The 16,935-nt window shown below is 71.3% G+C and carries 19 protein-coding genes, 1 tRNA gene, 2 pseudogenes and 1 riboswitch; of the genes and pseudogenes, 13 read left to right on the forward strand and 9 right to left on the reverse strand.

The features are described 5' to 3' along the window. From bluB to istB, 3 genes are all read left to right on the forward strand, one after another. The coding region (bluB, locus tag NR111_RS17445) for a 5,6-dimethylbenzimidazole synthase (RefSeq protein WP_256821538.1) at positions 1-577 on the forward strand (577 nt) is incomplete at its 5' end. A 106-nt stretch (positions 578-683) separates the two neighbouring features. Further along, positions 684-1,040: a hypothetical protein gene (locus tag NR111_RS17450; protein WP_256821539.1), complete on the forward strand. Its 357-nt coding sequence runs from the start codon at positions 684-686 to the stop codon at positions 1,038-1,040. 156 nt (positions 1,041-1,196) lie between these two features. Further along, positions 1,197-1,979, forward strand: coding sequence for an IS21-like element helper ATPase IstB (gene istB / locus NR111_RS17455; RefSeq protein WP_256821540.1), 783 nt, complete (start codon positions 1,197-1,199; stop codon positions 1,977-1,979). Between the two features lie 12 nt (positions 1,980-1,991). On the opposite strand, the gene NR111_RS17460 is transcribed toward istB, so the two are convergent. Next, positions 1,992-2,501 (reverse strand): recombinase family protein, encoded by a 510-nt coding sequence (locus NR111_RS17460; protein WP_256821541.1) that lies wholly within the window; start codon positions 2,499-2,501, stop codon positions 1,992-1,994. 198 nt (positions 2,502-2,699) lie between these two features. On the opposite strand from NR111_RS17460, the gene NR111_RS17465 reads away from it, so the two are divergent. The 4 genes from NR111_RS17465 (at position 2,700) to NR111_RS17480 (ending at position 4,353) form a co-directional block, all read left to right on the forward strand. Then, the gene (locus NR111_RS17465; protein WP_256821542.1) at positions 2,700-3,059 is read left to right on the forward strand and encodes a helix-turn-helix transcriptional regulator; all 360 of its coding nucleotides are present in this window, start codon (positions 2,700-2,702) and stop codon (positions 3,057-3,059) included. Then, positions 3,056-3,655 carry a cadmium resistance transporter gene (locus NR111_RS17470; RefSeq protein ID WP_256821543.1) on the forward strand — a complete coding sequence of 200 codons (600 nt, stop codon included), beginning with the start codon at positions 3,056-3,058 and terminating at the stop codon, positions 3,653-3,655. Before NR111_RS17465 ends, NR111_RS17470 begins: the two co-directional genes overlap by 4 nt. Positions 3,656-3,889: 234 nt before the next feature. Further along, positions 3,890-4,147, forward strand: coding sequence for a ribbon-helix-helix protein, CopG family (locus NR111_RS17475; RefSeq protein ID WP_256821544.1), 258 nt, complete (start codon positions 3,890-3,892; stop codon positions 4,145-4,147). Then, on the forward strand, positions 4,147-4,353 hold the full coding sequence (locus tag NR111_RS17480) for a hypothetical protein (RefSeq protein WP_374210755.1): 207 nt from the start codon (positions 4,147-4,149) through the stop codon (positions 4,351-4,353). Before NR111_RS17475 ends, NR111_RS17480 begins: the two co-directional genes overlap by 1 nt. A 78-nt stretch (positions 4,354-4,431) precedes the next feature. Here NR111_RS17480 and NR111_RS17485 read toward each other — a convergent pair whose 3' ends face one another. Continuing rightward, positions 4,432-5,196, reverse strand: a complete 765-nt coding sequence (locus tag NR111_RS17485) for a cobalt-precorrin-4/precorrin-4 C(11)-methyltransferase (protein ID WP_256821546.1) — start codon at positions 5,194-5,196, stop codon at positions 4,432-4,434. Further along, positions 5,193-6,437: a precorrin-6Y C5,15-methyltransferase (decarboxylating) subunit CbiT gene (gene cbiT, locus NR111_RS17490; RefSeq protein WP_256821547.1), complete on the reverse strand. Its 1,245-nt coding sequence runs from the start codon at positions 6,435-6,437 to the stop codon at positions 5,193-5,195. Before cbiT ends, NR111_RS17485 begins: the two co-directional genes overlap by 4 nt. A gap of 76 nt (positions 6,438-6,513) precedes the next feature. Next, a riboswitch (cobalamin riboswitch) is annotated at positions 6,514-6,701 on the forward strand. A gap of 21 nt (positions 6,702-6,722) precedes the next feature. Between cbiT and NR111_RS17495 the strand changes: the two genes are divergently transcribed. The 3 genes from NR111_RS17495 to NR111_RS17505 are packed head-to-tail and all read left to right on the forward strand — an operon-like array spanning position 6,723 to position 11,073. Then, positions 6,723-8,957, forward strand: a complete 2,235-nt coding sequence (locus NR111_RS17495) for a magnesium chelatase subunit D family protein (protein WP_256821548.1) — start codon at positions 6,723-6,725, stop codon at positions 8,955-8,957. Continuing rightward, positions 8,957-9,571, forward strand: a complete 615-nt coding sequence (cobO, locus tag NR111_RS17500; RefSeq protein ID WP_067714278.1) for a cob(I)yrinic acid a,c-diamide adenosyltransferase — start codon at positions 8,957-8,959, stop codon at positions 9,569-9,571. Before NR111_RS17495 ends, cobO begins: the two co-directional genes overlap by 1 nt. Then, complete coding sequence (locus NR111_RS17505) at positions 9,565-11,073, forward strand: cobyrinate a,c-diamide synthase (RefSeq protein WP_256821549.1); 1,509 nt, start codon at positions 9,565-9,567, stop codon at positions 11,071-11,073. Before cobO ends, NR111_RS17505 begins: the two co-directional genes overlap by 7 nt. Before the next feature lie 51 nt (positions 11,074-11,124). Here NR111_RS17505 and NR111_RS17510 read toward each other — a convergent pair whose 3' ends face one another. From NR111_RS17510 to NR111_RS17535, 6 genes are all read right to left on the reverse strand, one after another. Continuing rightward, entirely contained in the window at positions 11,125-11,391 is a 267-nt protein-coding gene (locus NR111_RS17510; RefSeq protein ID WP_256821550.1) for a type II toxin-antitoxin system RelE/ParE family toxin, read from the reverse strand. A gap of 8 nt (positions 11,392-11,399) precedes the next feature. Beyond that, positions 11,400-11,666 (reverse strand): type II toxin-antitoxin system Phd/YefM family antitoxin, encoded by a 267-nt coding sequence (locus NR111_RS17515; RefSeq protein ID WP_067714339.1) that lies wholly within the window; start codon positions 11,664-11,666, stop codon positions 11,400-11,402. A gap of 39 nt (positions 11,667-11,705) precedes the next feature. Continuing rightward, the gene (locus NR111_RS17520; RefSeq protein ID WP_067714287.1) at positions 11,706-12,446 is read right to left on the reverse strand and encodes a cobalt-precorrin-6A reductase; all 741 of its coding nucleotides are present in this window, start codon (positions 12,444-12,446) and stop codon (positions 11,706-11,708) included. Beyond that, the gene (locus NR111_RS17525) at positions 12,443-13,993 is read right to left on the reverse strand and encodes a cobyric acid synthase (RefSeq protein WP_256821551.1); all 1,551 of its coding nucleotides are present in this window, start codon (positions 13,991-13,993) and stop codon (positions 12,443-12,445) included. The genes NR111_RS17520 and NR111_RS17525 overlap by 4 nt, the downstream gene beginning before the upstream one ends. Before the next feature lie 108 nt (positions 13,994-14,101). Then, a tRNA-Ile gene (locus NR111_RS17530) sits at positions 14,102-14,178 on the reverse strand. A 52-nt stretch (positions 14,179-14,230) separates the two neighbouring features. Next, on the reverse strand, positions 14,231-15,619 hold the full coding sequence (locus tag NR111_RS17535) for a carboxylesterase/lipase family protein (protein ID WP_067714293.1): 1,389 nt from the start codon (positions 15,617-15,619) through the stop codon (positions 14,231-14,233). A 59-nt stretch (positions 15,620-15,678) separates the two neighbouring features. Between NR111_RS17535 and NR111_RS17540 the strand changes: the two genes are divergently transcribed. The 3 genes and pseudogenes from NR111_RS17540 to NR111_RS17550 all read left to right on the forward strand — a co-directional run. Continuing rightward, positions 15,679-16,101, forward strand: coding sequence for a nuclear transport factor 2 family protein (locus NR111_RS17540; protein WP_067714296.1), 423 nt, complete (start codon positions 15,679-15,681; stop codon positions 16,099-16,101). A 49-nt stretch (positions 16,102-16,150) separates the two neighbouring features. Next, a pseudogene (locus NR111_RS17545) lies at positions 16,151-16,496 on the forward strand (dihydrofolate reductase family protein); the annotation flags it as partial. 108 nt (positions 16,497-16,604) lie between these two features. Next, positions 16,605-16,935, forward strand: a pseudogene (locus tag NR111_RS17550) (HNH endonuclease); the annotation flags it as partial.

Raw genomic sequence — 16,935 nt, forward strand, 5'->3', positions numbered from 1 at the left:
CCCCCCCACCCGCCGCGACCATCGCCACTTCCACCCCGCCCCGGTTCCCCGCGAGAGAATCGAGCGCCTCCTCGAGGTCTTCGCCGTCGCGCCGAGCGTGGGGCTGAGCCAACCGTGGCACGTCACCGTGGTCGAGGACCGAACCGTGCGTGAAGCCATCCATGCGGGGTTCTGTGAGGTTCGTGCTGCTGAGGCCGAGCGGTTCGACGGCGAGCGTCGGCGGCTCTACGACTCGCTGCGGCTAGAGGGAATCCTCCAGGCGCCGGTCGGGCTCGTGGTCAGCCACGTCCCGCCTGCGGGCCCGACGCTCGGCACCGCCGGCATCCCGGCCGCGACCGAGTACAGCGTGGTCGCTGCTATCGCCTTGCTGTGGCTGGCAGTGACAGCCGAGGGTCTAGGGATGGGATGGGTGAGTCTCGTGGACCCCGACCACCTCTCCGACAGGGTGCCGCTACCGGACGGCGCCCGCCCCCTGGCGTACCTGTGCCTGGGGCATCCCGCTCTGCAGCTCCGCGAGCCGCTGTTGCAGACCGTCGGCTGGGGACGTCGGTCACCACTGTCGGTCGACTGGGTCTAGAGCGACGCTCATCGCACGGACATGACGGCTCTCCACCCCCGGCACGCCGAGCATCGACCTGGCCCATTACCCCGATCACCTACAGGACCCCGACGGCGGGCCGCGAGTGCCGCGGCCGCGAGGCCGCAGCCAAGCCGAACGCGACTTCCTCGCCCTCGGCGAAGGCGCGCACGCCTGGCTGATCGAGGCCTCCGCTGCAGGAACCTCCCGGATCCGGGCCAAGATGGCCGCCGCCTGTGAGCTGGCCGCACTGGTCGGCGACGAGGAGGTCGATGCCGCTCTCGGCATCGCCGCCGCTGCCGGGCGCTTCGCCGACGGCGATGTGGCCGCGATCGTCGACCACCAGGCCACCGGCGCCGCCGCGGCCGACCTGGTCCCCGCCGACGAGACGCACTCGGCTCAGCTCGGCACCGCCACCTGGGCCAACTTCTCCACCATCACCGGCAAGGAGACCACCCGATGACCCCCATCGGCCACACGCCCCGCAGATGGCACCCCTTCGGACGGACCCTCGAAGCCGACCTCCAGCCGATCGCCGCCGGCAAAGAACCCCTGCAGTCCCGCCATTTTGACCTCAGCGGCCACCGCGCCGCCCACCACGAGCAAGGAGACCACCCTCATGACCGTGACCACGACGGCGACTGCGCCGCCCCTGCCCGAGGACCTCACCGCAGTCCTCAAGCGCATGCGCATGCCCTACCTACGCGCCATCGCCCCCGACGTGCTGGCCACCGCCAAAGCCCAACGCTGGGATCCCACCGAAGTGCTGCGAGTCCTGCTCGCTGAAGAAGCCCGTGGCCGCGACGAAGCCACCAAAGCCGCTCGCCGCAAAAGCGCAGGACTGCCAGCCGGCAAGACCTTCTCCTCGTGGCGCGAGAGCGACTCCTCGATCCCCGCCCCGACCCAGTCCACACTGGCCACCCTGGAGTGGGTCCACCGCGCCGAGAACCTCGCCATCAGCGGGCCCTCCGGGACCGGCAAGACACACTTCGTCGAGGCCCTGGCCCACCAGGCGATCGACGCCGGAATGCGAGTGGCGTGGTTCACCCTAGAATCGCTGACCACCGCCATCGGACGGGCCAGCGTGGACGGCTCGATCAGCAAGACTATCGCCCGCATCACCCGCGCCGAACTGATCGTCGTCGACGACATCGGCATGCTGCCGTCGGGACAAGCCGCCGCCGAGGCGTTCTACCGACTCGTCGACGCCACCTACGAACGCCGAAGCCTGGCCGTGACCAGCAACCTCCACCCCGCCGGATTCGACACCTTCATGCCCAAAACCCTGGCCACCGCCACAGTGGACCGGCTCCTGCACCACGCCCACGTCATCACCACCGAAGGCACCTCGATGCGACTGACCGAAGCCACCGCCGGACACGGCGTCATCCCACTGACCTAACAGGCAGGGAGATCAACTGACCGCGGACAGGGAGATGAACTGTCCGCCCACAGGGACATCACCTGACCGCACACAGGGAGATCCCGCTGTCCCTTGACAGCGGGTGCCACTCTGCTTCGCCGCAGCGATGCCGGCGTTGACGCGCTCGGTGATCAGCTCGCGTTCGTACTCGGCCAGAGTCGCGAGCATGCCCAGCATTAGCCGACCGGAAGTGGTCTCCGGGTCGATGCCATCGGAGAGCGACCGGATCTTCACGCCCTTGTCCCGAAGCAGGTTCAAGGTGTTGAGGACATCGATCAGGGATCGGCCGAGCCGATCGATACGCCACACCACGACCGTGTCACCGGACTCGACGTAGTCCAACAGCCGCTTCATCCCCGGCCGTTCAATCGCGCTCCGACTCCCCGAGGTCACATCCGCAAACACGTCCCGCTTCTGCACCCCGGAATCCACGAGTGCGTCCAACTGCAACTGAGCGTCTTGACTCGCGGTGCTCACGCGGGTGTACCCCAAGAGCCTCATGACCTGATTATGACTCACAAACCCCTACCGAGCACCACCCTGCGACACTTTGCGGTGAGACGACTTCACGAGACGCAAAAGGTGCACATCGGCCCATGAAGCGGTCTCGAGTTTTCAGGTCCCACCTGATGTCTCATTAACCTTTAGGTTTTTAAGGCGCTGTCCCAACAGTTCAGCAGACGCTGTATAGTTCAGTAGATGCTGACTATTGTTTCTCGTGTGGATGTGATGAACCGGTTAGGGCGGGCGATGGCCGACCCGACGCGGTCCCGGATACTGCTGACCTTGCTGCAGCAGCCGACCTACCCGGCGGAGCTGGCCCGCGATTTGGAGCTGACACGGTCGAACGTGTCGAACCATCTGGCATGCCTGCGCGACTGCGGGATCGTTGTCGCAGTGCCCGAAGGCCGCCAGACCCGGTACGAGATCGCAGACCCGCACTTGGCGCGGGCGCTATCCTCCTTGGTCGAGGTCACCCTCGCGGTCAACGAAAACGCCCCCTGCTTGGAGCCCGACTGCTCAGTGCCGGGTTGTCACGCCACGGAGGTGCAGGCGTGATCCTGTACTCGGCCCTGCAGGCGATCGGCCTGTTCATTGCCACCAATATCGACGACATCATCGTCCTGTCGCTGTTTTTCGCCCGCGGAGCAGGCCAACGCGGCACCACCGCACGCATTCTGGCCGGCCAGTATCTTGGCTTCGTCGGCATCCTCGGCGCCGCAGTGCTCGTCTCCCTGGGCGCGGGAGCCTTCCTGCCCCCGGGGGCCATCCCTTACTTCGGGCTGATCCCACTGGGCTTGGGACTGTGGGCCGCGTGGCAGGCCTGGCGCGGGGACGATGATGACGACGACGATGCAAAGGTCGAGGGCAAGAACGTCGCCGTGTGGACCGTGGCCGGCGTAACCTTCGCCAACGGCGGCGACAACATCGGCGTCTACGTCCCCGTCTTTCTCAACGTGGGCACGGGAGCCGTAGTTGCCTACTGCATCGTGTTCCTGGTGCTGGTGGCGGGACTGGTGGGCCTGGCCAAGTTCGTCGCCACCCGCCGACCGATCGCCGAAGTCCTAGAGCGCTGGGAACATATCCTGTTCCCGACTGTCCTGATCGGCCTGGGCGCCTTCATCCTGATCAGCGGCGGAGCATTCGGACTCTGACAAAACCGACGCAAACCCCACCGCGCACCCGTGAGCCGCCGACTCGCTCTAATTCTTCCGGCCAGAACGCCCGATTGGTACGTCGCCGCCTAGAAGTAGCCACAGAAGACCGCCACAGAGCGATCAAGTCCACAGCGACGATGGCGGGCTCGTACTCGTCCTGCTGGGGTGTACCCCAACGGCGCACAGGTCAGGCGCTACCCTCACCCCCTAATTCGTAATACGATTGTCGGCATGGCAAGGAAGATTCAGGGCCACCAAGTATCCGACGAACAGATCGATCAATGGGTCGACGAAGCCGAGGCTGGCTACGACCCCCAGTGGCTAAGCAAGCGCATGGGGCGGCCGGCGAGGGCTGATCAGGCCGCTAGAGTCGTACCGGTACGACTGACCGATGCCGAACTCCGCGCCGTCATGGCACGCGCCGAGCGCGAACATCTCAACCGATCCGAAGCGATCCGTCAGGCTCTGGCCCAATGGGCCGCCGCCTAGTGATCATCCGCAGATCCGCATACAAACACGGCATCGTCGACGACGACATTCGGACAGCGTTCGACACTCCCTTGTTGTCTGGACCGCTCGGCTTCGATTCCCAAGCCCGTGTCCTGGAGCTTGTCACCCTGCATTACGACGACGGCACCACTGAGGTCATCCACGCCATGAAGGCCAGACGCACTTACCTGGACCTGCTCGACTGAATCGTCCCGGCACGGCGCGCTACGCTTGGCTCCGCGGCCAGCCCGAGGGCATTATACGTGGTCCGCTACCTTGCCCGATCAGTTCAGGCCCTGGCGCTTCGACTCCCGCTCCGGGCTTGACGCGTACAGCCACGACTCCGCCTCGCCCGGCCGGACCAGCGCCCGCCCCACTAGGATGACCGCTGCCTGGCGCAGGCCGGCGGACTCGACCGCGTCCGCGATGTCGGCGAGCGTGCCGCGCAGCTCCACGCGGTGCGGGCGGCTCGCGCTGGCCACCACCGCCACCGGGCAGTCGGCACCGTGCGTGGGCACCAGACGCTCGGCCAGCTCACGGATCCGAGTGATCGCCAGGTGCAACACAAGCGTCGCGCCGGTGGCGGCGAAATTCTCCAACGACTCAGTCGACGGCATCGCCGTCGACCGCGCCTGAACGCGGGTGAGCACCACCGACTGCACAACCTCGGGAACCGTGAGCTCCACACCCAGCTCGGCGGCGGCCGCGGCATAGGCCGGAACACCAGGAACCACGTCCCACGGCACGCTGGCCGCGTCGAGGCGGCGAGTCTGCTCGGCGAGAGCCGAGTACAGCGACGGGTCACCCGAACACAGCCGGACCACCTCGAGCCCATCGGCGTGAGCGGCGACGATCTCGCCGATGATCCCGTCCAGGTCCAGATGCTGGGTGTCCACCAGCCGGGCCGCGGGTCGGCAGTGGTCGAGCACACCGTCGTCGAGATACGTCCCCGCGTACAGGCAGACGTCGGCGGCGGCAAGCGCCGCAGCCGCGCGCAGCGTCAGCAGGTCGGCGGCGCCGGGGCCGGCTCCCACGAAGTGAACGGTCACGAGCTCTCCCCTGTTTCCGAAGTATCAGCCGCAGCGACGAAGGGCTTCACGGCCGCCCACTGCACCACCGCACGGGCGGGGGCCCAGCCGGTGAACCGGCCGATCGAGTCCGCGTGCTCGACCTGGATCCTGGTCAGCTCCCCGCCGAATACGGCGCGGGTGTCGATGAGCGCGCGTTCGGTCTCCAGCGTCACCGCGTGCGCGACCAGCCGGCCGCCCGGGCGAAGTGCGTCCCAGCACTGTCGCAGCAGGCCAGGGGCAGTACCGCCCCCACCGATGAACACCGCGTCCGGCCGCGGCAGACCGTCCAGAGCCTGGGGCGCCCGTCCGTGGACGACCTCCAACGAGGGCACCCCGAGGGCGGCCGCGTTGCGCCTGATCCGGGCCGCCCGCTCGGAGTTCGCCTCCACCGCGGTCGCCCGACACGACGGGTGCGCGCGCATCCACTCGATGCCCACCGACCCGGCGCCAGCACCCACGTCCCACAAGTGCTCACCGGGGGCCGGCGCGAGCCGGGAGAGGGCAGAGGCTCGCAGGTCGCGGCGGGTGAGCTGGCCGTCGTTCTGGAAGTCGTCGTCGGGCAATCCCGGCGCCAGCCCGAGCGGCCGGGCGGACGCGTCGGCCACGCACTCGATGGCCAACACGTGTAGGGCGGGGGCCTCGTGATCGACAGCCCAGTCGCGCGCCGGGCAGCTGAAGCGCGCTTCCGACGGGCCCCCGAGATCGGACAGAACGGTCATCGCGCTCCCCCCGAAGCCGGCGCCGTCAAGTAGCGCTGCGACCTCTCCCGGCGTGTGCCGGTCCGCCGAGAGCACCAGCAGACGTCGCCCCGGTGCCAGTTCACGACCGAGCGCGCGGTGGTCGCGCAGCACCGCCACGGACTCGGCCGGCCACCGCATCCGGGCGCGGGCCAGAGCGACCGAGGACACCGCCGGGAGCACCTCGACCGCGTCCGCGCCGAGCAGGTCGATCAGGGTGGTGCCGATCCCGGCGACCAGCGGATCGCCCGAGGCCAGGGCTACGGTCGATCGCCCGCGGAACTGCGCGAGCAGCTCCGGCAACCCATCCCGCAGCGGCCGCGGCCACGGCACTCGTTCGGCCGTCACATCGCCCGGAACCATCGCCAGATGACGCTCCCCGCCGAGCACCACATCGGCGCCCAGGACGGCGCGACGGCGGGCCTCGTCGAGCCCCGCCCACCCGTCGCCGCCGATGCCGACGACCACCACCCGTGCATTCATGACGCGGAACCCTACCGCGACACCTGAGGCGCCCCGGGACAGGCCGTTGGGCTAGCCTGAAGCACCACACAACCGAACAGACCCCACAGCACGAGGTGCCCCACGACCCGCCCCAGGCGGAGCGGAGGGGAGAATCAGGGAAGCCGGTGAGAATCCGGCACAGGGCCCGCTACGGTAACCCGGCCTCTCAGGCGATCGCGCCCCGCGCGCACGTCCGAGATGGGCCGGGAAGTCCGGAGACCGGCCTCGCGCTGACCAGCCTGGCAGACGAGAGCGGGAGCCCCCATGCCACTGCACTACCCCTTCAGCGCTGTCGTCGGTTCCGACGACATGGCGCTGGCCCTGACCCTGACCGCGGTGTCCCCGGCGGTCGGCGGCGTGTTGATCCGCGGCGAGAAGGGCACGGCCAAGTCCACGATGGTCCGCGCCCTCGCCGGGATCCTGCCGGAGGTCGAGGTCGTCACCGGCGACCGCTTCTCCTCCGCACCCGACGACCGCGGCTCCGAGACCCCGGACGGGCGTATCCCGCACGACGCGCCCACCGAGCGGCGGCCGGTCCGCCTGGTCGAGCTGCCCATCGGGGTCTCCGAGGACCGCATCACCGGATCACTACACCTGGAGAGTGCGCTCACCGACGGGGTGACCGTGTTCCAACCGGGCCTACTCGCCCGCGCACACCGCGGACTGCTCTACGTGGACGAGGTCAACCTGCTCCACGACCACGTGGTGGACCTGCTGCTCGACGCCGCCGCGATGGGCAGGGTAACCGTGGAGCGCGACGGCATCTCGGTGGAGCACGCCGCGCGCTTCGTGCTGATCGGCACCATGAACCCCGAGGAGGGCGAGCTCCGGCCCCAGTTGCTGGACCGCTTCGGCCTCACCGTGGAGGTGGCCGCGCCCCGGGACCCGGAGCTGCGCGCCGAGGTGGTGCGCCGCCGGATCGCGTTCGAGGCCGACCCGGCGGGATTCGTCGCCGACCACGCCGCCGACGAGGCCGCCGTGCGCGAACGGATCGCCGCCGCGCGGCGCGTGCTCGACCGGGTGAGACTGACCCCCTGGGCGCTGACCACCATCGCCCGGGTGTGCGCGGGCTTCGACGTGGACGGCATGCGCGCCGACATCGTCACCGCCCGCACCGCCGCCGCCCACGCCGCATGGCAGGGCCGGACCCGGATCACCCGCGAGGACATCCGCGTCGCCGCGCGCATGGCACTGCCCCACCGCCGCCGTCGTGCCCCGTTCGATGCGCCGGGCCTCGACGAGGACCTGTTGGAACGGCTCCTGGGCGACGACGACGAGCCCGATCCCGACCCCCGGGACGAGACCGCGCCGGCCGACGACGCCGAACAGTCGGAGTCCGCAGACGAGTCCGCGTCGGCAGACACCCCGGACGCCGAGTCGACCCCGGCGCGGGCCTCGGCCGAGCACGCCGGGCACGAGCACTCGCCCGAGCAGACCGAGCAGAACGAGGACAGCCCCGGCGCTGGCGACGACTCCGGCACCGAGGGCCCGGACCAGGCGGACGGCCAATCGGACGACGACGCCGACGGCCGAGCCGACGAGCAGCCCGGCGGACACGCCGCGGAGGACACCCCCGGCGACGCCTCGCGGTCCGACGCTCCCGGGCCCACCCCGCCCGAGCCAGGCACGGTCACCGCGGCCGCAGCGCCGTACCGCACCCGCCTGCTCGCCGTCGCCGGCACCGGCCAGGGCGCTGCCGGCCGCCGATCGAGGGCCCTCACCACCAGCGGCCGCCGCATCGGCGCGGGCGCGTTCACCGGGTCCGACCTGCACCTGCCCGCCACGATCCGGTCCGCCGCGCCGCAGCAATCCGCCCGGGGTCGCGGAGCCGGTCCAGACGGCGGCCGACTCCGGCTGGCTGCCGAGGACCTGCGCTCGCCCGTCCGCGAGGGCCGCGAGTCCAACCTGGTTCTGTTCTGCGTGGACGCCTCCGGCTCCATGGCCGCTCGCACCCGGATGGAGCAGGTCAAGACCGCGATCCTCTCCCTGCTTCTGGACGCCTACCGCCGCCGCGACAAGGTGGGACTGGTGACCTTCCGCGGGTCCGCGGCCCACGTGGCCCTGCCGCCCACGTCGTCGGTCGACATCGCGGCCACCCGCCTCGCGGAACTCCCGGCGGGCGGCCGGACCCCACTGGCGGAGGGACTGCTCACCGCCGCCGAAGTCCTGCGCATCGAAGGCGTCCGCGATCCGCGGCGGCGGGCCCTCCTCGTCGTCGTCACCGACGGCCGCGCCACCCACGGCCCGGACGCCCTCGCCAGGTCCCGCACCGCGGCGACCGGGCTGGCCTCCCTCGGCGTGGCGTCGGTGGTCGTGGACTGCGAGACCGGCCGCTTCCGGATGGGCCTGGCCTCCGAGCTCGCCGGGCACCTGGGCGCTGAGCACGTGCCGTTGGGCGAGGTCACCGCCGAGGGACTCACCGACGCGGTCGGCGTTCACACAGCCCGCGCGCGCACCGCCCGCCCGCACGCCGCCGGCCCCCGGAACGAGGTGGCCTGATGCCCAAGGGACAGCCGGAGATCGTGCCCGACGACGGGCTCAGCACCCGGCAACGCCGCAACCGGCCGCTGGTCATGGTCCACACCGGGCCCGGCAAGGGGAAGTCCACCGCCGCGTTCGGCCTGGCAATGCGCGCGTGGAACCAGGGCTGGGACATCGGGGTGTTCCAGTTCGTCAAGTCCGCCAAGTGGCGCATCGGCGAGCAGACCGTCATGGAACGCCTCGCCCGCCTGCACGACGAGACCGGCGAGGGCGGGCCCGTCGAGTGGCACAAGATGGGCTCGGGGTGGTCGTGGTCGCGCAAGGACGGCACCGAGGACGACCACGCCGCCGACGCCGCCGAAGGCTGGGCCGAGATCAAGCGCCGACTGGCCGACGAGCGGCACGACCTTTATCTGCTCGACGAGTTCACCTATCCCATGAAGTGGGGCTGGGTGGACGTCGACGACGTGGTCGCCACCCTCGCCAGCCGCCCCGGACGGCAGCACGTGGTGATCACCGGCCGGGACGCCGACCCCCGGCTGCTCGAGGTCGCCGACCTGGTCACCGAGATGACCAAGGTCAAGCACCCGATGGACGCCGGGCAGAAGGGTCAGCGGGGCATCGAATGGTGACCGACCTCCCGCGGATCGTGGTGGCCGCGCCGGCGTCGGGGCACGGCAAGACCACCGTCGCGACCGGCCTCATGGCGGCGCTACGCCGCACCGGGCTGGAGGTCTCGGGGCACAAGGTTGGCCCCGACTACATCGACCCCGGGTACCACGCTCTGGCCACCGGGCGGCCGGGCCGCAACCTCGACCCGCACCTGGTGGGCGAGGAGCGGATCGTGCCGCTGCTGCTGCACGGCGCCGGCGCGGGTGGGGGCGCGGGCGGGGCCGGGATCGATGCGGGGCGGCCCGCCGACGTCGCGGTGATCGAGGGCGTCATGGGCCTGTACGACGGGCACATCGGCGGCGACGGGTTCGCCTCCACCGCTCACGTCGCCGCGCTCACCGGGACCCCCGTCGTGCTGGTCGTGGACATCTCCCACGCCTCGCGCAGCATCGCCGCGGTGGTGCTGGGGATGGCCTCCTTCGACCCGGCTGTGCGGATCGCCGGGGTGGTGCTCAACAAGGCCGGCTCGGTCCGCCACTCCGACGAGGTCCGACGCGCGCTGGCGCCCCTCAGCATCCCGGTGCTGGGTGTCCTCCAGCGCGACGACGACGTCACCGCCCCCTCCCGCCATCTCGGCCTGGTCCCCGCCGCCGAACGCCCGGAGGCCGCGCGCTCGCTCGACCACCTGGCCGGGAAGGTGGCCGCGTCGATCGACCTCGAGGCGGTCATGCGCATCGCGCGTGAGGCGCCGCCGCTGGCGGGCGAGGGTTGGTCGGCGCGCGTGGCGTTGGGTGGTGACCGAGCCCACGAGGTCGACGACGACGAGGGCCGCCCGCTCATCGCCGTGGCCGGTGGCCGGGCCTTCACGTTCCGCTATGCCGAGACGGTCGAGTTGCTCGAGGCGACCGGCTGCTCGGTCGTGCCGTTCGACCCGCTGTCCGACGAGGCACTGCCCGACACCGCCGCGGGGATCTACCTCGGGGGCGGGTTCCCCGAGGTGCACGCCGCGGACCTCGCCGCCAACGCGCCGATGCTGGGGGCGCTGCGCGCGGCGACGACGGCCGGGACGCCGACCGTCGCCGAGTGCGCGGGCCTGCTCTACCTCTGTCGCACCCTCGACGGTGTCCCCATGGTCGGTGCCGTTGACGCCGACGCGGCCATGGCCCCGCGGCTCACGCTGGCCTACCGCCGCTCGACCGCGGTCGCCGACAGTGTCCTTGCGACCGCCGGCACCGAGGTCACCGGCCACGAGTTCCACCGCACGGCCGTCAACCCGCCCGCCGGCGCGGCGGGCGCGGCGGGCTCTCACGCGGGCGTGCCCAGCACGGACGGGCCGGGCGCGGCTCCCGCCTGGACCAGCAGCGCCGGACCAGAGGGGTTCGTTAGCGGGTCGGTCCACGCGTCGTACCTGCACACGCACTGGGCCGGGCATCCGGCGCTCGCGGCCCGGTTCGCGGCGCAGGCTCGGCAGTTCGCCCGGTTAGCGGACCGCGGAATGGGCACGGCCGCCGAGTTGGTCTGACTTCGCGACGACGAGCGCGCTATCCGACGACACCAGCCGCTCAGACCGCGCTCACCGATACACATCCCGTCTGTGCTCGACCCGGAGAACGAAGACCTCTCTGGCGTCGTCGTCGATCCGATACAGGATGCGATAGGTCCCGCGACGTGCGGAGTACACCCCGGTCAGCTCCCTCCGCAGTTCAATTCCCACTCGCCGTGGGTTCGCGATCAGTGGCCCGGTGAGGAATTCGACAACCGCCGCGGCGATATTCTCCGGAAGGCCCCGCTGGATCGCCCGAGCCGCGGGTGGGGCGACGACGAGCTCGTAGCCCTCCACCGCGCGGCCTACTGGCGGAGGGCCCGGACGGCATCGACGCCGCGCACGACATCTCCGCGCGCCCTCGCCGCATCGGCCTCCCGGATATCCGCCAACGCTGACGGGTCGGAGAGGACATCAAGCGTCTCCTCGAGAGCGGCGAGATCGTCCGGGCTCATGACCACGGCCACCGGGCGTCCGTTCTTGGTCACGGTGACGCGCTCGTGGTGCTTGGAGACACGGTCGACCACGTCGCTGAAATTGGCCCGGACATCACGGAGCGGCTCGGTAGACATGTACACAATTGTGCCACGCTTTGCGCGTGGGCGACATCCTCAATCCAGGCTGCGGGCCCACTCCGCAGCGGCAGTCGCGCCGTCCACTACCTGCACGCCCGGCGCGGGTCCGGGCCGCCGCACCACCACGACCGGAACGCCGAGCTCGCCGGCCACCGCCATCTTCGACCACGTGTGACCGCCGCCCGAGTCCTTGGTGACCAGCACGTCCACGCCGTGGTCGGCGAAGAGTTCGCGCTCACCCTCCACCGAGTAGGGGCCGCGGTTCGGCAGCAGTCGCCACGACGCGGGCAGCTCCACCTCGGGCGGGTCCACCACCCTGACCAGCGCGTGGTGCTCGGCGAGGGGGCCGACGAACCTGTCCAGTGACTGCCGGCCGATCGTGAGGAACGGCCGCCGGCCCAGGCGGGACGCGGTAGCGGCGGCCTCGTCGTGGTCGTCGACCCAGTGCCAGCCGCCTGAACCGGGGGCGGCGGCCCACCCCGGTCGCTCGAGGCGCAGCAGCGGGACCTCTGCGGCCGCGCAGGCGGCAGCGGCATTGGCCGAGATGCCGGCGGCAAAGGGGTGGGTGGCGTCCACGACCGCGGTCACGCCGGCCTCCGTGAGGTGCCGCCGGAGCCCGTCGATGCCGCCGAACCCACCGACGCGCACCTCCCCCACCGGCAACCGCGGCCGCGCGACCCGGCCCGCCAGCGACGAGCAGAACCGCAGGCCGTGCTCCTGCAGCAAGACGGCGAGGTCGCGGGCCTCGGCGGTCCCGCCCAGGATCAGCACGCTCACCGGTCCGCCCCCGGCGGCAGCAGCGGCAGTTCCGGAGCACTCGAGCGGGCCAGCTCGAGAAGCGCGTCCAGGTCGAGGTGCTCCTCGGCGAGATCCGCCAGTAGGTCGAGCCGCGCCTCGCGGGCCTGCGTGAAGCTCACTGATGACGCCGGGCGCTCACGCCCCGCGCCGCCGGAGCCGCCGACGACCTCGGCCAGCAGCGCCGACCGAAAGCCGTCCGATTCGAGGGTTCCGTGCCACATGGTGCCGAACACGCGGCCCCGCCGGGCTCCGCCGGGGAACTCCTCGTCGTCGTCGACCCGCTCGCGCCCGCCGCCGACGCTCACCCTCCCGTGGTGGATCTCGTACCCGCCCACGTCCTGGCCCAGCGCGCGTCCGGTGGGCAGCCGCAGCACCTTCTCCGCGCCGAAGCGCGTGGTGATGGGGAGCAGTTCGAGGCCGGTCACGCGCGTGCCGGGCTCGCCCTCGATGCCGTCCGGGTCGGAAATCTCCCCGCCGAGCATCTGGAAGCCGCCGCAGATCCCCAGCACCGCGCCGCCGCGCTCGACGTGCGAGGTGAGCGCACGGTCGAGGCCCCGGGCACGGAGCCAGGCGAGGTCGTCGAGGGTGGCGCGGGTCCCGGGGACGACGACGAGGTCCGCCCCCGCGAGGTCGCGGGGCTCCGTGACGTACTCCAGCTCCACGTCCGCCTCCAGGCCGAGGGCGTCGACGTCGGTGAAGTTGCTGATGCGCGGCAGACGGATCACGGCCACGCGCAGGGTGGCGGTGGCGTGAGCGGCGCGGGGACCCACCGCGAGGGCGTCCTCCGAGTCCAGCCACAGGTCGGGATTCCAGGGCAGCACCCCGTGGACCGGGCGGCCGGTGAGGTCCTCGAGCTGGCGCAACCCGGGCGCCAGGAGCGTGGGGTCGCCGCGGAACTTGTTGATGACGAACCCGGCGACCAGCCGCTGATCGGCGGGCTCGAGCAGCGCGACCGTGCCGTAGAGGGCGGCGAAAACGCCTCCGCGGTCGATGTCCCCCACCACGACGACGGGCATGTCCGCGTGACGGGCCAGCCCCATGTTGACGTAGTCGCTCGAGCGCAGGTTGATCTCGGTGGGGCTGCCGGCTCCCTCGCAGATGACGAGCTCGTGGCGGGAGGCGAGGTCGGAGTAGGCGGCGAACGCGGCGTCGGCCAGGTGGGCCCGTCCGTCGACGAAGTCGCGGGAGGACACCGACCCGGCCGGCTGTCCCATCACCACCACGTGGCTACGCCGGTCTCCGCCGGGCTTGAGGAGCACCGGGTTCATCGCGGGCTCCGGGGCCACGCCCGCGGCCAGGGCCTGGATCCATTGCGCGCGCCCGATCTCGGCGGTGCCGTCCGGGCCTGTGCTGTGCGGACCTGTGCGGCGAGGAGCGGCGACCACCATCGAGTTGTTGGACATGTTCTGGGCCTTGAACGGGGCCACGTCGATGCCGCGGCGGGCGAACGCCCGGCACAGTGCGGTGGTCACGACGCTCTTACCCGAATCCGAGGTCGTACCGGCGACGAGCAGGGAGGCGACCATGAGATCGATCGTAGTCGGGCGCTCCGGGCCCGCCTGACCGGGCCGACCCGCATCCGAGGTGGGGTCGCGGCGTGGTTGTGGGGCCAGCTGTGGTGATGAGTCGAGCGATGGTGGGGCCAGCGGGGCTCGAACCCGCGACCAGCGGATTATGAGTCCGCGGCTCTAACCAACTGAGCTATAGCCCCCCGCACGCGCCGGGTACGTCACCGGCACGCGCGGCGCAATCGTAGCAAGGCGTCAGGAGCCGCCGGCGGGCCACCAGACCGCGCGGACATCGGCCAGTCCGTCCTCGACGACAGCGGGAGGGTCATCCCACACCTGCACGCGCCTCCCGGGGGCCTCGTAGGGCGGGGACCCCGGGTCTCCGGAGCGGACGAAGTCGACCCACGACCGGTGCATCGCGTCGACGAGCTCCGGCGACGCATCCGCTCCGAGATAGGCCCGCACATTCGCGGCTTCCGGGACCGCCCAGAAGAACGGCAGGTCCGCGCAGTGGACGGCGCCGCGGCCCTCGGACCAGCGGAAGTCGTACACCCAGGTGGGCGCGCCGGCGGCCACCCGGGTCTCGGCCGCCCGCACGACGGTCGAGTGGATGGTCGCGGCGTCGACCACCGCCCCCACCGCCCGCCGCAGCGACTTGCCCGCCGACTGCCTGGCCAGCGCGCGCAGTCCGGTGGTGGGCAGCTCCTGGGACCGCAGGATCATCGCGGCACCCGGCACCAGCGCCGGCCCGGGGAGGGCCCGGACGACCCCCTCGAACTCCGTGGCCGTGGAGCCGATGAGCAGGGGCAGGGCGAGCCCGGGACCGCTCCCGATGCCCTCCAGGGGCGGGACCGGGACCGTGTCGTCGCCGACCGTCGGGCGGAACGGCATGAGGAAGGGATTGTCCTTGCGCAGGCGCCGGTGGAACTCGTCGACGGCGCCCCGGCCGCCGGCTGCCAGCTCCGCGGCGGTCGTGCCCTTGGGGGCCTGCGCGGCAGGCGATCGCAGGACCGCCGGCGACGAGGCGATCCCCCGGTGGAACAGGCCGGCCGCCAACGGCGAGGCGAGCAGGCAGAGCACCGCCCCGCCGCCCGCCGACTGACCCGACACCGTGACCTGCCCGGGGTCACCGCCGAACGCCGCGATCTCGTCGCGGACCCACTCCAGGGCCATGATCCAGTCCCGCACCCCGCGGTTGTCCGGGGCGTCGGGGAACGCGGTGAACCCCTCGACGCCCAGGCGGTAGCCCACCGAGACCACGACGATCCCGGCGCGCGCGAAGGCGGTCCCGTCGAACCAGGGCTGGTGCGATGACCCGGACTCCCAGCCGCCGCCGTGGATCCACACCAGCACCGGGTGGCCCGCGCCCTCGGTGGGGGCCCACACGTCGACGTGCAGGATGTCCGTGCCGGCGACGATCGGCTCGGGGATCGCCGGGTCGGGGTCGAAGCGCAGCCGCTGCGCGGTGGCGGCCGGCCGGGTCGCGTCACGGACGCCCGGCCACGGTTCGCGGCGGACCGGGGCGGCGAACCGCAGGTCGCCGACGGGGTCCTCGGCGTAGGGGATGCCGTAGTAGCGGACCACATCCCCCAGATCGGTGCCCTTGACGCGGCCGGTGGACAGCGCGATCTCGACGTCGGTCATGGCGGCCAGATTAGCCAGGACAGCTGAGATCCCCCGGCGATCCCTGCTACCAAGAGGAGATGACAAGTGATAGGGACCTGATCATCGAGCGTCTGGCCGACGTGGCCTCCGCGTTGGACTCACGTGACTGGGACGGGCTGGGCGAGCTGTTCACCGAGTCCGCCACCGGGTACGGCGCGACCGGTCGGCAGGCGATCATCGAGAGGGTCAGGGAGCACCTCGGGGGCTGCGGACCGTCCCAGCACCTGTTGGGCAACCATCGGGTCCAGCTCGCCTTCCACGGAGACGAGGACCGGGCACGAAGCCTCACGTACGCGCGTGTCCTCCACCTCGGTGCCGGGGACCAGTCCGATCTGTCCTACGAGTGCTTCGGCGAGTATTCGGATCTGTGGACCCGGACGCCGGAGGGCTGGCGGATCGACTCGAGGAGGTTCCACATCAGCTTCGACCGAGGCGATTTCCGGACACTCCAACCCGGCTGACCTCCGGACGCCTCCCATGGGAGGCGTCCACGATCTAGGAGGCAACACCATGACCGCCACCTACACGTTTGACGTCTTCGCCAGCCTCGACGGCTTCGGGTCGTACAACGACAACGGTGATTGGGGCGGCTACTGACGATTCCGGCGTGTTCGACCCCTGGGTCACCCAGATGACCACGCTGCTGACCACGGTGGTGTCAACGACGCTGGATGGTCCCCTCGACTGGCCGGACGCGGCCATCGTCAGCGGAGACGCCGTCGAGGTGGTCGCTCGCTTGAAGCAGCAATCCGACGTGTCGTTGCGCTCGCACGGCAGCTTGTCGATGAACCGGGCGCTGATGGCCGCCGGTCTGGTCGATCGGGTGCAGGCGACAGTGTTTCCCTGGCGCAGTGGGTGGGTACCAGGTTGGGATGAGTGATCGAAGATGATCGAACCCTTGTACTAATGCGCCGGTGCGGGTACTGTCGAATGTAGGTTCGATGTCGGTGGCGGAGGAGGTGGGATGGTGACGACGACGAGTTCGCTGTTCGCCGTACCCGAGCCCCTCGGCATGGTCGACATGGAGGCCGTCAGCGAGGCGGCCCGTGCCGCGACGCTGGCGCAGAACCGCGCCGGGGCCACGCGGCTGGAGGCGGCACATGTCCTGGTCGAACAGTTCGCCCGGTCCGCCCAGGCACAGGCGGAGCAGGCCGACGAGGCCGGCGCCGGTTCGCGCCGGCCCGCGTACGCCCGGCTGGATCCGGAGGCCCGGGCCCGCGATCACCTCGTGGCGGCGTGTCAGCTCACGTGTTGGCACGCCGCGCGGTTGGTGACGGCCGGGACGCAGATCCACC

The sequence above is a fragment of the Dietzia sp. Die43 genome, from assembly GCF_024519835.1.
GTDB classification, from domain to species: domain Bacteria; phylum Actinomycetota; class Actinomycetes; order Mycobacteriales; family Mycobacteriaceae; genus Dietzia; species Dietzia kunjamensis.